Source organism: Pseudomonas sp. S60 (assembly GCF_016647865.1).
GTDB classification, from domain to species: domain Bacteria; phylum Pseudomonadota; class Gammaproteobacteria; order Pseudomonadales; family Pseudomonadaceae; genus Aquipseudomonas; species Aquipseudomonas parafulva.
The window spans coordinates 22,203-36,958 of sequence record NZ_JACVVH010000003.1; the positions used below are offsets into that span (position 1 = coordinate 22,203).

Below are 14,756 nucleotides of genomic sequence, written 5' to 3' on the forward strand. Positions count from 1 at the left end.
TGGTGGGTTTCAGGACGCAATGGCAGGCTCATCAGTTTTTGGTGCAGTTGAAGGAACGCTTGGCCCGGTTCGGTTTATCTCTCAATGCCTCGAAGACACGACTGATTGAGTTTGGTCGTTTTGCTGAGAGAAATCGAAGAAAGAGAGGGTTAGGTAAACCGGAGACCTTTGACTTCCTGGGCTTCACGCACTGTTGTAGTACCAACAGGAGCGGTGGGTTTCAAATACTGCGACTGACGGTCAAGAAGCGAATGCGTGCGACGCTACTGGCAATTCGGGATGAGTTGAAACGCCGACGCCACGAATCTGTTCAAGTCGTGGGTCAGTGGCTTACCCGGGTGGTCAGGGGCTACTTCAATTACCACGCGGTGCCGGGAAACCTGATACGTCTTGGCGGTTTTCGTTCGGCGGTTTGCCGTCTATGGCGGCAAGCCCTCAAACGTCGCAGCCAGCGTCATCGGCTTCAATGGTCACGCTATGGACGACTTGCCGACCTCTACATACCCAGACCCAGAAATGCACATCCTTATCCTGAGGATCGCTTCGCGTCACGTACCCAAGGCAGGAGCCGTATGCGGTAGTCCCGCACGTACGGATCTGGGCGGGGGGCGGCAGGCAACTGCCGTCCCTACCGCAACCCCTATGACAAGGTCGGCTGGTATGACCCCAACGCCAACGCCAACGCCAACGCCAACGCCAACGCCTATGGTGAAGGTGCAAACTTGGGAATGGGGAGCGCTTCCAAGTTCGCAGGTGCCGTGCAAGCGGTCACAGGGGAGATCGTGTTCGCGCCGTACGGTAACGAGAACACCGGGCAGTTCAAGCCCGTCACAGAAGGAGCGCTGCCGGCAGTGGCCATGCAGAGCGTGCAGTGGAATAAGAGCTGAAAGCCAGCATAAAATCACAAGACCAAAATATCAGCCCGCATTATGCGGGCTTATTTATTCATCATTTTTCAAGTATTTAAACTGCTCACAGTAATTAAGCGGGTCGCTAAGAGTCTTTAGCTTCTCCAGCGAATCCTGGCTATATTTCATATTGAGGTTCGTACGGACGAACATGCCTACAATGAATAGGAACGAGACTGTGAGCAGTGTTAACAGAGCTCCTTTGATCGAGAGGAAGGACGCCGCCAACGCAGACCAACTCAGCGCATGAGTGGGTGGGTTGTCACTTGGCATGAAAGTAAGCGGGTAAATCACGCCTGCTAAGAAAATGAGGGCCACGAATAGTAGGGAGAGTGTTATCTGAGGGGGCGACTCAGGATTGCCCTGGGCTGAAAGCAGAAATTCATTCACAAGTCTTGCATGGTGCTTTGCTTCTAAATGGCATTCAGTCACCAGTTCCCTTTCTTTGGTCAAAGCATCCCATGGAGGGGTGTATAGGAAATTCGAAAACTCAAGCAGGGAGGCACGATGCTCCATGTCAGGGACCCCAGTTACCATTAACGCAGCTAATCTCTCGACGCCCTGAAGCTCTCCTCTTTCCAGCTTCTCCTTCGTCTCTCGCCTGTGTTCGCGCTTTACTTGCTGCTCCCTCAAGAACTCACAGTGAGAAATTATTTCCTCCCTAAGTTTTGCTTTGATTTCCTCTTTGTCGGAGAAAAGAGAAAACCTTGAATCTCCGTAAATAGCATCTACGCCTTCACCTATATAAGGTTCAATATCTTCATTTTCTATTTTGGCAATGCTATTCGCTGCTGATCGGTATGCGACATCATTGATCTGCTCGTTATACCAATCAAAGTCAATGGTGGAGGCTTTGTCAATTATTCTCTTTGATTCAATTTCTAGGCTTTTTATTTTGTTAGATTTTTCTAAAAAGTTTGTCTGATTGGAGAATATTTTCGCAATGATAAATGCCCCAAAAATACCAACGATGGCCGCTGTTGACTGAGATAGCGTACTGAAAAACCAATTCCAATCCAAAGTCATCCCTAACCCCCACTAGCAATGTGTATTGCCCAACGAGACGCGATCGTCACACGGCACGAAGGCCCCGGCAGGCGGTCTGCCAGATTTTCAAAATTGAGGTCGATCCCAGCTCAGTTTATATGTGTAACCAGGCTCCGGCTCTGTCACGTTGCAATAATAAGACTTTGTAGTTGCGTCGAAACTGTATTGTCCCAAAATTTCATCCGTTGCTCTATGCCCTTTCTCAGTTTCTCTGCGGGACAAGGTAGCCTTGTTGCCAAAATATTTGGTATCAGCGTACAGAAGGTCGACTCTAAAACTAATCACGCTCACTGGTGAAAGTACGCTCTGTTGCAAAAATGGCTCAGATTTTTTATCAGAATCATCCATTGCCATTTTCAGGTGGATCACCTCCACATCATTATAAATCTTTGCTCGCTTGAACTTAAGTTTAACCGATTTAGTGTTCTCGCCTTTGATGCTATCTACGCTTCCGATTTCTTGAAGGTCTGATTCGCACGTTGGCGGTGTCGATCCGGTCCAATTAAACTTATGCTCAATATAGCTCAGGCAGGGGCGTTTGATTTGAATATGGCGAAAGACTTCGTAGGTGATATTTTTCCCGTCAGTACTTGCATACCGAACAAAGGCAGATAGCGCTGAAAAGCCAGACGGGTGTTGCATTCCCATGTGCCGCTTTGTGATTCGGTAAATCTGAATGCAAATAAATATTACAGTAGCTACCACTGCCAAGACAGCCACCCAGGCTTTCTGCGGTTCTGTCATCAACGTCGTAGCGCTGACCCCCATCAGAGTGGCTACGACTGCAAGGTACCCAAGGAACTCAAATATCCGTTTCACGAAAAACCCCGAATTTTAGGCGCAAAAAAGGCGCCTAATAAGCGCCTTTTCAATGATGTCTGTTGCTAAATTACGATGCGTCGCCGCTCATGATAATCTCCTTTTTTGCTTTCCAATAGTCTTAAACTGTCGGTTTTCGCTAGAGATGGCACGCCTCTGGCTAGTCAACGGCGCTCTCGCTATGCCCCACAATAGTCGCCTTTCAGCGTCACTATGTCAACCGGAATGCCGTCTCTCAGGCCCGCTCAGGCCCGCTCAGGCCCACTCAGGCCAGGTCAAGCTATCCTCCGGAACCGGCCATGGAAACCGAGGAAGGCACTTTGGTGCCCTGCAAAAGCGTCCCACCTCCACGCAGCCGTAGGCCTCTTTATTAACGCCCATCAGAAAAAACCGTCTGAAAAAAAACGACGGAGAAAAAACACTTATCCCCCTCCCGCCGACGCGCTTTTCGTCGTGAAATCGTGCAAACCGGCCGGGTGGTGCTAACCAAGCTGCAGGCCCCGCCGTATCTGGGCCCGCGCAGGCCAGTGGCAATTGCACGCTGTGAAAGAAAATGAAAGGTTGTGCAACGTCGTGCGGCTGACTGGCCGCTGTGGCGGGACCGGGCGCCCATGGCTGGAGCCCGCGAATTCCGTGAGGGGGCTGGCGAAAAAGTGCCCGTTTTCCGGGTTTTTCATTTTCGGACACTGTCATTTTGGCGCGTGCACAGCACACCTGGAGCAGGGCGCCGATCCGGCTGGAACCCCCGGCGGGTGGGGCTCAGCGATTCACCGGCATTGCAGAGTGTTTCACTCCTCGGTACCGGTCGCCAGCCACATGTGTGGAAGGTCGCCCAGGTTCTTCAGACGCTCAGATTCTTTGGTCACCACGGGGATCAAGATGTGCTCGAGGCGGGCCTTGAACCTCACGGCCTGGTCTTCGGTCAGGCGTTTCACTGTGCCGGTACGCGCACTGGCGCAGGAAACGTTCTTCGGGTGGATCCCGATTCCGTCCAGGCTGCCATGTATGTAGCCATCCAGGTATTCGCGGCGCTTGAACAGTACGGCGCTCTCAGGTGCTTCCTGGTAGTCCCAATGCACCTCCCAGGCCTCGCCATTCTTGATCAGTTCGATTTTCGGGAGGGCTGCATGGGTGGCTGCTTTGCGCATTTTCTTCTCTCGATCAATTCGCTTCGTGGGCATTTTGAAGGATAGCTTCGGGGTGCCCCATGAAAGGTTTTTCAGGCTGACCCCAAAAGCCTGTCAGATCATGGATCTGTCAGGGGATCGGCTGGAGGCCGCCTATTTACTGGGTTCGCGATCTGACAACGCATTGTCAAAAACGATGCAGATCTGACACGAAGAATAGAAAAGCCTTATAAATCAACGACTTGAGAAATCGAAATCTGACACTGTGGGTTTGTCAGGTTCTGACGGTCCGTTGACACCTTTCTGACACTACATCAAAACGCTGAAAGCCTTGAGATATCAGGGTTAGACATAGGTAAGAAGAATAATCTGACAAATCTGACAAGCTTTTTAGGGGTCAACCTAAATTTTCGTTTTCTTCGTGCAGGGGGTGTTTCGTATGACACGTATACACAGCAGGGGCCTGGAAAAACCGGCATATCACACCGCGATACTGCTATCACTCACACCTTCGAGGATGGCCATCAGGGCCCCAGCATTCTGTGTAGCACTCGAGATCAACCAGCGATGTGGTCACTCTGCGCTTTCTTGTAGGTGCTGATGCTCTCTACCAGCCGCGAGCAGACATCTGCCATTGCGACCGCATCGTCGTAGGGGATCTCCCGATCCAGCATGTGCACTGCTTCATTGCGAAGTTTGTATGTTCGTAGCACGGCCCGGTACGTTGGCGGATTCAATAGGCCCGCATCACGAAGCCGGTCCATTTTCGCTCGGGGTAGCTCGTCAGTGCTTACATCCAGCCCCTCACGCTTAATCACCACGTTCAAAGCGCTTTCCACTTCCAGCCACGCGGCGATCATCCCTGCTCTTGGGGATACGGAGGCAATTTGGAGTGGGACAGATAGTGAAGGCGGTTGAGATTCCGGTGGCGTCTCCGGCTCGCTGGGCGCAGCTGGCAGCTCGTCCTGGAGTGATTGCAACGCTTCGGTGAGGTCCACATGGAGCTCTCCATACTTGAAGCTTCGAATCTTTGGTATGAGGCCGAGGATAGGATCTTTGAGTAGGCAGACGACCGTAACAACCGCTGCCGGCCAGGCCACGGCAGAAACGATAGCTGAAACAAACTGCAGCCAGTCCATCAGCAGACTCCTTCCTTGGTTACGCCATATTTACGCCAGACGAAAAAAAAAGACCTTGAAAATCAAGGTCTTCTTTCCGGATCTTGGTGCCCCGAGGGAGACTCGAACTCCCACTCCTTTCGAAAACGGATTTTGAATCCGCCGCGTCTACCAATTCCGCCATCAGGGCGTGGCGCGCAGTATAGAGAGGTGCCGCTGGTCGGTCAATCGGCTTTCATGGTCAATTTTCACACATTGGGCTAAACTTCCCGGCCCTGCCGAACCGAACATCATCATGCGCGTCGCCGATTTCTCCTTCGAACTCCCTGATTCCCTGATCGCCCGCCACCCGCTGGCCGAGCGCCATGGCAGCCGTCTGCTGGTGCTCGATGGGCCAACCGGCGCGCTTGCGCACCGGCAATTTCCCAACCTGCTCGAATACCTGCGCCCCGGCGACCTGATGGTGTTCAACAACACCCGGGTCATTCCGGCGCGGCTGTTCGGCCAGAAGGCGTCGGGCGGCAAGCTCGAAATGCTGGTGGAGCGGGTGCTGGACAGCCACCGTGTGCTGGCCCATGTGCGCGCCAGCAAAGCGCCCAAAGTGGGGGCGGTCATTTTGCTGGAGGGCGGCGGTGAAGCCGAGATGGTCGCCCGCCACGACACGTTGTTCGAGCTGCGCTTCACTGAAGAAGTGCTGCCGCTGCTCGACCGGGTCGGCCACATGCCCCTGCCGCCCTACATCGACCGCCCCGACGAAGGCGCGGACCGTGAGCGCTACCAGACCGTTTACGCCGAGCGCGCCGGCGCCGTTGCCGCGCCCACTGCAGGCTTGCACTTCGATGAGGCCCTGCTGGCGCAAATTGCCGCCATGGGCGTAGAGCGTGCCTTCGTCACCCTGCACGTAGGGGCCGGCACCTTCCAGCCGGTACGGGTGGACAACATCGAAGACCACCACATGCATAAAGAGTGGCTCGAAGTGAGCCAGGATGTGGTCGATGCCATCGAGGCGTGCCGCGCCCGTAGCGGGCGGGTAATCGCAGTCGGTACAACCAGCGTGCGCTCGCTGGAAAGCGCAGCCCGTGATGGCGTGCTCAAGCCGTTCAGCGGCGACACCGACATTTTTATCTACCCGGGCCGCCCATTCCATGTGGTAGACGCCCTGGTCACCAATTTCCACTTGCCCGAGTCCACGCTGCTGATGCTGGTCTCGGCCTTTGCCGGCTACCCCCAGACCATGGCTGCCTACGCGGCAGCGGTCGAGCAGGGGTACCGCTTCTTCAGTTACGGTGATGCCATGTTCATCACCCGCAATCCGGCGCCACGCGGGCCCGAGGATCAAGCATGAGTCGCACCTGTCGAATGTCCTTCGAACTGCTGGCCACCGACGGCAAGGCCCGTCGGGGCCGCATCACCTTCCCCCGTGGCACCGTCGAAACCCCGGCGTTCATGCCGGTGGGCACCTATGGCACGGTCAAGGGCATGCTGCCCCGCGACATCGAGGCGATCGGCGCCGAGATGATCCTGGGCAACACCTTCCACCTGTGGCTGCGCCCGGGCACCGAGGTGATCAAGAAGCACAACGGCCTGCACGACTTCATGCAGTGGAAAGGCCCGATTCTCACCGATTCCGGTGGTTTCCAGGTGTTCAGCCTGGGCGCCATGCGCAAGATCAAGGAAGAGGGCGTGACCTTCGCCTCGCCGGTGGACGGCTCCAAGGTGTTCATGGGCCCTGAAGAATCCATGCAGGTGCAGCGTGACCTGGGCTCGGACGTGGTGATGATCTTCGACGAGTGCACCCCGTACCCGGCCGAGCACGACATTGCCCGTACCTCCATGGAGTTGTCGCTGCGCTGGGCCCAGCGTTCGAAGAATGCCCACGCCGACAATACGGCGGCGCTGTTCGGCATCGTCCAGGGCGGCATGTACCAGGACTTGCGCATGCGCTCGCTGGAAGGCCTGGAGAACATTGGTTTCGACGGCCTGGCCATTGGTGGCCTGTCGGTGGGCGAACCCAAGCACGAGATGATCAAGGTGCTGGATTACCTGCCAGGCCAGATGCCTGCTGACAAACCTCGTTACCTTATGGGGGTAGGCAAACCGGAAGATCTCGTTGAGGGTGTGCGCCGCGGCGTCGACATGTTCGACTGCGTGATGCCAACGCGTAACGCACGTAACGGCCATCTGTTTGTCGATACAGGGGTGATCAAGATCCGCAACGCGTTCCATCGTCATGATGAATCGCCGCTGGACCCGACCTGTGATTGCTACACCTGCAGCAACTTCTCCCGCGCGTATCTGCACCACTTGGACAAGTGCGGCGAAATGCTGAGCAGCATGCTGAATACCATCCACAACTTGCGCCATTACCAGCGCTTGATGGCCGGTTTACGCGAGGCTATTCAACAGGGTAAATTGGCCGCCTTTGTCGACGCCTTCTACGCCAAGCGCGGGCTGCCTGTGCCGCCCTTGGACTGACTGTTTGCATCCATTATTAGAACATTGCATTAGGAGTGCCCAATGAGCTTCTTCATCCCCGCCGCGTACGCGGACGCTGCTGCACCTGCCGCTGGCCCTGCCGGCACCGGTTTCGAGTGGATCTTCCTGGTCGGTTTCCTGGTCATCTTCTACCTGATGATCTGGCGCCCGCAGGCCAAGCGTGCCAAAGAGCAGAAGAACCTGCTGGGCAACTTGCAAAAAGGCGACGAAGTTGTCACCAACGGCGGTATCGCCGGCAAGATCGTCAAGGTGTCCGATGATTTCGTGGTGCTGGAAGTGTCCGACACTGTCGAACTGAAGTTCCAGAAGGGTGCCATTGCGGCCACCCTGCCAAAAGGTACGCTCAAGGCTATCTGAGTTACCGGTTTCATTTTTCCAGTCGGGGCGCGCAACGCGCCCCGCGTCTTGAACGGGCGGCGTGATGCTGAACAAATACCCTCTGTGGAAATACGCACTGATCCTGGTGGTACTGGCGATCGGTTTTATTTATTCCGCTCCCAACCTCTACCCGGATGATCCGGCTGTACAGATCAGTGGTGCCAGCTCGGCGCTGCAGGTCAGTCAGGCCGACCTCGATCGCGTCAGCAAGGCGCTGGTCGATGCCAAGATCACCGTAAAAGGCACCAGCCTGGGTGAGAAGGGCAGTGGCCTGATCCGCCTGACCAACCAGGAAGACCAGCTGCCAGCCAAGGATGTAGTGCGCAAGGCGCTGGGCGATGATTACGTCGTAGCCCTGAACCTGGCCCAGACCACGCCGACGTGGCTGCGCAACCTGGGTGCCAGCCCGATGAAGCTGGGCCTGGACCTGTCTGGTGGTGTGCACTTCCTGCTGGAAGTGGACATGGACAAGGCCATGAGCGCCCGCATGAAAGTCTACGAAGGCGAGGTCAAGACCTTGCTGCGTAAGGAGCGCATACGCTACCGCAGCCTGCCGCAGCAGGATGGCGGCATCATGCTGGGCTTCTCCGACGACGCTACCCGCGAACAGGCACGTGCCCAGGTACGCAAGAATTTCAGCGATTTCGACCTGACCACCACCGAGCGTAACGACCTCGCTGTGCTGCGCCTGGCGCTTACCCAGGCCAAGGTCGCCGAAATCCGCGAATACTCCATCAAGCAGAACCTCACCACCGTGCGTAACCGGGTCAACGAACTGGGTGTCGCCGAGCCGCTGGTACAGCGCCAGGGCGCCAACCGTATCGTGGTCGAGCTGCCGGGTGTGCAGGACACTGCCGAAGCCAAGCGTATCCTGGGTAAAACCGCCAACCTGGAGTTCCGTTTCGGTGCCGAGCCAGGCGCTTCCAAGGCCACCACCGAGGTGTTCGAGTTCCGCGAAGGTGGCCGTTCCGCCCCTGTCGAGCGTGGCTTGATCATCACTGGCGACCAGGTGACCGATGCCCAGGCCAGCTTCGACGAGCACGGCCGCCCACAGGTGAACATTCGCCTGGATGGCCACGGTGGCGAGCTGATGAGCCGCGCCACGCGTAGCAACGTGGGCCGTAGCATGGCGGTGATCTTCATCGAGCAGAAACCGATCACCCGCTACGTCAAGCAAACTGTCGACGGCGTCGAGAAAGACGTCGCGGTGCAGAGCTTCCAGGAAGAGAAAAAGATCATCAGCCTGGCGACCATCCAGTCGCCGCTGGGCAGCCAGTTCCGCATCACCGGCCTCAACGGCCAGGGTGAGTCGTCGGAACTGGCACTGCTGCTGCGCGCCGGTGGTCTGGCGGCGCCGATGTACTTCGCTGAAGAACGTACCATTGGCCCAAGCCTGGGTGCCGACAACATCACCAAGGGCATCGACGCGTCGCTGTGGGGCATGTTGTTCGTCTCGCTGTTCATCATCGCCATCTACCGCGGCTTCGGCGTGATCGCCACCATCGCCTTGGCGGGCAACATGGTGCTGCTGCTGGCCTTGATGTCGCTGCTGGGCGCCACGCTGACCCTGCCGGGTATCGCCGGTATCGTGTTGACCATGGGTATGGCGGTGGACGCCAACGTGCTGATCTTCTCGCGTATCCGCGAAGAGCTCAAAGCCGGCATGTCGGTGCAGCGCGCCATTCACGAAGGTTTCAACCGCGCCTACACCGCGATCATCGACGCCAACCTGACCAGCCTGCTGGTGGGCGGCATCCTGTTCGCCATGGGTACCGGCCCGGTCAAGGGCTTTGCGGTCACCATGTCCCTCGGGATTTTCACCTCGATGTTCACCGCCGTCATGGTGACCCGTGCAATGGTCAACCTGACCTGCGGCGGGCGTGACATCAAGAAGCTGTGGGTTTGAGGGAGCTGCGATGAAAACCATCAATTTCATGGGCGTGCGCAATGTCGCGTTCGCCATCACCGTACTCCTCACCGTGCTGGCACTGTTCAGCTGGTGGCACAAGGGCCTGAACTTCGGCCTGGACTTCACCGGCGGTACGCTGATCGAGCTGACCTATGAGCGCCCGGCTGACCTGAAGGCGGTGCGCGCCGAGCTGAACGATTCTGGCTTCCATGAAGCCATCGTGCAGAGCTTTGGTGCCACCACCGACCTGCTGGTGCGCATGCCGGGTGATGACCCACAACTGGGCAACAAGGTGGCTGCCGCGCTGCAGAAGGCGGGTGGGGACAACCCGGCCACGCTCAAGCGTGTCGAGTTCGTCGGGCCGCAAGTGGGTGAAGAGCTGCGCGACCAGGGCGGCATGGGCATGTTGCTGGCGTTGGGCGGCATCCTCATCTACCTGGCGTTCCGCTTCCAGTGGAAGTTCGCCGTGGGTGCGATCATTTCGCTGATCCACGACGTTGTGGTCACCCTGGGTATTCTGTCGTTCTTCCAGATCACCTTCGACCTGACCGTGCTGGCGGCCGTGCTGGCCATCATCGGCTACTCGCTGAACGACACCATCGTGGTATTCGACCGGGTACGTGAAAACTTCCGGGTGATGCGCAAGGCGTCGTTGATCGAGAACATCAACGTGTCCACCACCCAGACCCTGCTGCGTACCATCGCCACGTCGGTGTCTACCTTGCTGGCCATCGCTGCGCTGCTGTTCTTCGGCGGCGACAACCTGTTCGGCTTCTCGTTGGCGCTGTTCATTGGTGTGATGGCGGGTACCTACTCGTCGATCTACATCGCCAACGTGGTGTTGATCTGGCTGAACCTGAACAGCGAAGACCTGATCCCGCCGGCCAAGGCCGAGGGCGTGGACGACCGCCCGTAACGGAATCTTCCTTCCGTTGGGCAGGTAACAGGGCGCGAGTATTGAACTCGCGCCCTTTTTTTTGCTCCAAGGCAGGGAGTAGGCGGGCATAGCCCCGTAAGTACGATCAGGAGGTTCACGTGAATAAATCAATGCTGGTGGGTGCGGTTCTGGGTGCTGTCGGTGTTACCGCCGGAGGTGCTGTGGCGACCTACAGCTTGGTGAACAAAGGGCCTGAATATGCCCAGGTCACTGACGTGCAGCCGATCAAGCAGCAGGTCAAGACGCCACGCGAAGTGTGCAAGGACGTTACCGTCACTCGTCAGGCCCCGGTGAAAGACCAGCACCAGATTGCAGGTACTGTGGTGGGTGCGCTGGCCGGTGGCCTGTTGGGTAACCAGATCGGGGGCGGCACCGGCAAGAAGATCGCGACGGTGGCCGGTGCGGTAGGCGGCGGTTACGCCGGTAACAAGGTGCAGGAAGGCATGCAGCAGCGTGACACCTACACCACCACGCAAACCCGCTGCAACACGGTCAATGACATCAGTGACAAGGTGGTGGGGTATAACGTGAAGTACACCATCGGCGACCAGGTCGGCCATGTGAAGATGGACCGCGAGCCCGGCTCGACCATTCCGCTGGACAAGAACGGCAAGTTGATTTTGAGTGATGCTGGCCAGTGATTGATGTGGCGTGAGCTGGCCTCTTCGCGGGTAAACCCGCTCCTGCTAGAGGAAGTTTATTAGCGAAGAAGCAGGTTCAGGCTACACAAAGCCATCAGGCACAAAAAAGCACCCCGAGGGGTGCTTTTTGCATTTCGGCGATCTGCGCTTAGCGCTTCATGCTCTCTGGCAGGTGCGGCTGGATAGCCGTCAGTACTGCCTTGAAGCACTTGATGTTGCCGGCAACGATGTGGCCTTTTTCGAGGAAGTCGTGGCCACCGTTGAAGTCGCTCACCAGGCCACCCGCTTCCTGCACCAGCAGCACGCCTGCTGCCATGTCCCATTCCGACAGGCCCGATTCCCAGAAGGCATCGAAGCGGCCGGCGGCCACGTAGGCCAGGTCCAGGCTGGCCGAGCCGGCGCGGCGGATGCCGGCAGTCTGGCCGGTGAGGGTGCGGAACATACCCAGGTAGTTGTCCAGGTCGGCCATTTGGCTGTCACGGAACGGGAAGCCGGTACCCAGCAGGGCGCCATCAAGGCTGGTGCGCGAGCTGACCCGCAGGCGACGGCCATTGAGCTGGGCGCCACGGCCGCGGCTGGCGGTGAATTCTTCCTGGCGAACCGGGTCGACGATGACGGCGTGCTCCAGGCGGCCGCGGTACTTGCAGGCGATGCTGACGGCAAAGTGCGGGATGCCGCGCAGGAAGTTGGTGGTGCCGTCCAGCGGGTCGATTACCCACAGGTAATCCTTGCCTTCCTCGCCGGAGCCGGCGTGCAGGCCGGTTTCCTCGCCCTGGATGGAGTGGTTCGGGTAGGCCTTGCGCAGGGCATTGACGATGCTTTGCTCGGCAGCGCGATCGACTTCGGAAACGTAGTCCTTGGCCTCTTTCTCATCGACCTTGATGCTATCCAGGCGTTCGATGGAGCGGAAAATCAGTTCACTGGCGCTGCGAGCGGCGCGCAGGGCGATATTCAGCATAGGCTGCATGGGCGGGTCACCTGGAGATGTTAAAGAAGAAAGCCGATCATTCTAGCAGAAAACTTTGACGGCAAAAGGGTCACATGCGCTTCCTTGGCGTTACGCCCGTCGGTTCTGTAAGATCGATGGCCCTGATTTCTGCATCTGTGAGCACAACACCTTGCTGCAAAATATTCGTGTTGTTCTGGTCAATACCAGCCACCCCGGTAACATCGGCGGCGCTGCGCGTGCCATGAAAAACATGGGCCTGACGCGCCTGGTGCTGGTGCAGCCCAAGGAATTCCCGGCAGCGGACGCCAGCGCCCGCGCGTCCGGTGCCGACGATGTACTGGGCGCCGCCGTAGTGGTCGACAGCCTCGAACAGGCATTGGTTGGCTGCAACCTGGTCATGGGCACCAGTGCCCGTGAGCGCAGTATCCCCTGGCCGCTGATCGGCCCCCGGGACTGCGGCGCCAAGGCCGTGGAGCATGCTGGCATCGGTGAGGAGATCGCCCTGGTATTCGGGCGTGAACATGCCGGGCTGACCAACGAAGAGCTGCAGCGATGTCACTTCCACGTGCACATTCCCTCCAACCCCGGCTTCAGTTCGCTGAACCTGGCTGCCGCCGTGCAGGTGCTTGCCTATGAGGTGCGCATGGCATGGCTGGCGGCCGAGCCCGCGCCGGGCAAGGTCGAAAAGGTTGATGCCAACGAGTTGGCAACCATGGACGAAATGGAGCTGTTCTACGACCACCTGGAAAAAACCCTGGTAGGTATCGGCTTCCTCGACCCGGAGAAACCCAAGCACCTCATGCCGCGCCTGCGCAGGCTGTATGGGCGGGTAGCGGTCGAGCGTTCGGAAATGAGCATTTTGCGCGGCATCCTCACCGAGACCCAGAAAGTGGTCCGTGGCGAGCCGCATAAACGGAAGGACTGACAGATGTTCGAACGCCTGCGTGAAGATATTCAAAGCGTTTTCCACCGTGACCCGGCTGCCCGCAACGCCTTTGAAGTGCTGACCTGCTACCCGGGCATGCATGCCATCTGGCTGCACCGCCTGGGCAATGCCCTGTGGAAACGCGACTTCAAGTGGCTGGCGCGGCTGGTGTCCAACTTCGGGCGCTGGCTGACCGGCATCGAGATCCACCCCGGCGCCACCATTGGCCGGCGTTTCTTCATCGACCATGGCATGGGTATCGTCATCGGTGAAACCGCCGAGATCGGCGACGATGTCACCCTCTACCAAGGCGTCACCCTGGGCGGTACCAGCTGGAACAAGGGCAAGCGTCACCCCACCCTGGAAAACGGCGTGGTGGTAGGGGCGGGGGCCAAGGTGTTGGGGCCCTTCACGGTAGGTGCCGGGGCCAAGATCGGTTCCAATGCGGTGGTGACCAAGGCGGTGCCGGCTGGCGCCACTGCGGTTGGCATCCCTGGGCGCATCATCGTCAAGAGCGAAGACACCGAGCTGGAAGCCCGGCGCAAGGCCATGGCGGAAAAGATCGGCTTCGATGCCTATGGCGTCAGCGGCGACATGCCGGACCCGGTCGCCCGTGCCATCGGTCAGATGCTCGACCACTTGCAAGCCGTGGACGAACGCCTCGAGGGTATGTGTGGTGCGCTGACCCGCATGGGCAGCGATTACTGCGCCAAGGAGCTGCCGGCGCTGCCGGACGATGAGTTCACCGAGGCCGCCCAGTTGGCCCAGCGCGACGCTCGGTCGCATTGATTGCGCCACACCCGAAGCACGCCCCGGACAGGGGGCGTGTGCTAAACGCCCCCTGTCTGCTACAATCGCGCCGCCCTCCCGTATGCAAACCCGACTAAAGCAGTAGGTCTAATAGTTGACTTAAATGCTCGGGAATCGCATACTCGCACACATCCCGAAACTCCCGTGGTACCCAATAGCCATGCGACTGACTACCAAAGGCCGATACGCCGTCACTGCCATGCTCGACCTGGCGTTGCACGCGCAGCATGGGCCGGTGTCTTTGGCGGACATTTCCGAGCGCCAGGGCATATCCCTCTCTTATCTGGAGCAGCTGTTCGCCAAGCTGCGCCGCAGCAGCCTGGTATCCAGCGTGCGCGGCCCGGGCGGCGGCTACCAGCTCTCGCGGGGCATGGAAACCATCCAGGTTGCCCAGGTCATCGACGCGGTCAACGAATCGGTCGATGCCACCCGTTGCCAGGGGCTCGGGGACTGCCACGCCGGTGATACCTGCCTGACCCACCACCTGTGGTGCGACCTCAGCCAGCAGATTCACGAATTCCTCAGCGGCATCAGCCTGGCCGACCTCGTCAAGCGCCGTGAGGTGCAGGAAGTCGCCCAGCGCCAGGACCTGCGCCGTGTCGCCGGCCTGTCTGCCCAGCTGGACAAGATTGAGACGTCCGCCGTCGATTGATCCCCCAGGGACGACGAGCGACGCCACCGCCTGATAGGAG

Annotated in this window: 16 protein-coding genes and 1 tRNA gene; 11 read left to right on the plus strand and 6 right to left on the minus strand. The window is 58.4% G+C overall.

Features of this window, described 5'->3' with window-relative positions; genetic code table 11:
• Nucleotides 1–2: 2 nt before the first annotated feature.
• On the plus strand, nucleotides 3–581 hold the full coding sequence (locus IAE33_RS24865; protein ID WP_442967343.1) for an RNA-directed DNA polymerase: 579 nt from the start codon (nucleotides 3–5) through the stop codon (nucleotides 579–581).
• Nucleotides 582–728: 147 nt separating this feature from the next.
• Nucleotides 729–887: a hypothetical protein gene (locus IAE33_RS02030; RefSeq protein WP_201161899.1), complete on the plus strand. Its 159-nt coding sequence runs from the start codon at nucleotides 729–731 to the stop codon at nucleotides 885–887.
• Nucleotides 888–941: 54 nt separating this feature from the next.
• On the opposite strand, the gene IAE33_RS02035 is transcribed toward IAE33_RS02030, so the two are convergent.
• The 5 genes from IAE33_RS02035 to IAE33_RS02055 all read right to left on the minus strand — a co-directional run bounded on the left by IAE33_RS02035 (nucleotide 942) and on the right by IAE33_RS02055 (nucleotide 5,209).
• On the minus strand, nucleotides 942–1,934 hold the full coding sequence (locus tag IAE33_RS02035) for a hypothetical protein (protein ID WP_201161900.1): 993 nt from the start codon (nucleotides 1,932–1,934) through the stop codon (nucleotides 942–944).
• 87 nt (nucleotides 1,935–2,021) lie between these two features.
• Nucleotides 2,022–2,774: a hypothetical protein gene (locus IAE33_RS02040; protein WP_201161901.1), complete on the minus strand. Its 753-nt coding sequence runs from the start codon at nucleotides 2,772–2,774 to the stop codon at nucleotides 2,022–2,024.
• Nucleotides 2,775–3,562: 788 nt separating this feature from the next.
• Entirely contained in the window at nucleotides 3,563–3,922 is a 360-nt protein-coding gene (locus IAE33_RS02045; RefSeq protein ID WP_201161902.1) for a hypothetical protein, read from the minus strand.
• Between the two features lie 536 nt (nucleotides 3,923–4,458).
• Nucleotides 4,459–5,040 carry a hypothetical protein gene (locus tag IAE33_RS02050; RefSeq protein ID WP_201161903.1) on the minus strand — a complete coding sequence of 194 codons (582 nt, stop codon included), beginning with the start codon at nucleotides 5,038–5,040 and terminating at the stop codon, nucleotides 4,459–4,461.
• A gap of 84 nt (nucleotides 5,041–5,124) precedes the next feature.
• Nucleotides 5,125–5,209, minus strand: a tRNA-Leu gene (locus IAE33_RS02055).
• Between the two features lie 105 nt (nucleotides 5,210–5,314).
• Between IAE33_RS02055 and queA the strand changes: the two genes are divergently transcribed.
• The 6 genes from queA to IAE33_RS02085 all read left to right on the plus strand — a co-directional run bounded on the left by queA (nucleotide 5,315) and on the right by IAE33_RS02085 (nucleotide 11,380).
• Nucleotides 5,315–6,364 (plus strand): tRNA preQ1(34) S-adenosylmethionine ribosyltransferase-isomerase QueA, encoded by a 1,050-nt coding sequence (gene queA, locus IAE33_RS02060; RefSeq protein WP_201161904.1) that lies wholly within the window; start codon nucleotides 5,315–5,317, stop codon nucleotides 6,362–6,364.
• A gap of 14 nt (nucleotides 6,365–6,378) precedes the next feature.
• Nucleotides 6,379–7,494 carry a tRNA guanosine(34) transglycosylase Tgt gene (gene tgt / locus IAE33_RS02065; RefSeq protein WP_161629574.1) on the plus strand — a complete coding sequence of 372 codons (1,116 nt, stop codon included), beginning with the start codon at nucleotides 6,379–6,381 and terminating at the stop codon, nucleotides 7,492–7,494.
• Between the two features lie 42 nt (nucleotides 7,495–7,536).
• Nucleotides 7,537–7,872, plus strand: a complete 336-nt coding sequence (gene yajC, locus IAE33_RS02070) for a preprotein translocase subunit YajC (RefSeq protein WP_016484964.1) — start codon at nucleotides 7,537–7,539, stop codon at nucleotides 7,870–7,872.
• A gap of 64 nt (nucleotides 7,873–7,936) precedes the next feature.
• Nucleotides 7,937–9,799, plus strand: coding sequence for a protein translocase subunit SecD (gene secD, locus IAE33_RS02075; RefSeq protein WP_201161905.1), 1,863 nt, complete (start codon nucleotides 7,937–7,939; stop codon nucleotides 9,797–9,799).
• Nucleotides 9,800–9,809: 10 nt separating this feature from the next.
• The gene (gene secF, locus IAE33_RS02080) at nucleotides 9,810–10,718 is read left to right on the plus strand and encodes a protein translocase subunit SecF (protein WP_201161906.1); all 909 of its coding nucleotides are present in this window, start codon (nucleotides 9,810–9,812) and stop codon (nucleotides 10,716–10,718) included.
• Nucleotides 10,719–10,837: 119 nt separating this feature from the next.
• Nucleotides 10,838–11,380 carry a glycine zipper 2TM domain-containing protein gene (locus tag IAE33_RS02085; protein WP_028631598.1) on the plus strand — a complete coding sequence of 181 codons (543 nt, stop codon included), beginning with the start codon at nucleotides 10,838–10,840 and terminating at the stop codon, nucleotides 11,378–11,380.
• 148 nt (nucleotides 11,381–11,528) lie between these two features.
• On the opposite strand, the gene suhB is transcribed toward IAE33_RS02085, so the two are convergent.
• Nucleotides 11,529–12,347 carry a type III secretion system regulator SuhB gene (gene suhB, locus IAE33_RS02090; RefSeq protein ID WP_201161907.1) on the minus strand — a complete coding sequence of 273 codons (819 nt, stop codon included), beginning with the start codon at nucleotides 12,345–12,347 and terminating at the stop codon, nucleotides 11,529–11,531.
• Between the two features lie 151 nt (nucleotides 12,348–12,498).
• Here suhB and trmJ point away from each other — a divergent pair, with 151 nt between their 5' ends.
• The 3 genes from trmJ to iscR all read left to right on the plus strand — a co-directional run bounded on the left by trmJ (nucleotide 12,499) and on the right by iscR (nucleotide 14,716).
• On the plus strand, nucleotides 12,499–13,254 hold the full coding sequence (gene trmJ, locus IAE33_RS02095; RefSeq protein ID WP_201161908.1) for a tRNA (cytosine(32)/uridine(32)-2'-O)-methyltransferase TrmJ: 756 nt from the start codon (nucleotides 12,499–12,501) through the stop codon (nucleotides 13,252–13,254).
• 3 nt (nucleotides 13,255–13,257) lie between these two features.
• Nucleotides 13,258–14,043: a serine O-acetyltransferase gene (cysE, locus tag IAE33_RS02100; protein WP_201161909.1), complete on the plus strand. Its 786-nt coding sequence runs from the start codon at nucleotides 13,258–13,260 to the stop codon at nucleotides 14,041–14,043.
• A gap of 181 nt (nucleotides 14,044–14,224) precedes the next feature.
• Complete coding sequence (iscR, locus tag IAE33_RS02105; protein ID WP_028631594.1) at nucleotides 14,225–14,716, plus strand: Fe-S cluster assembly transcriptional regulator IscR; 492 nt, start codon at nucleotides 14,225–14,227, stop codon at nucleotides 14,714–14,716.
• Nucleotides 14,717–14,756 lie beyond the last annotated feature (40 nt).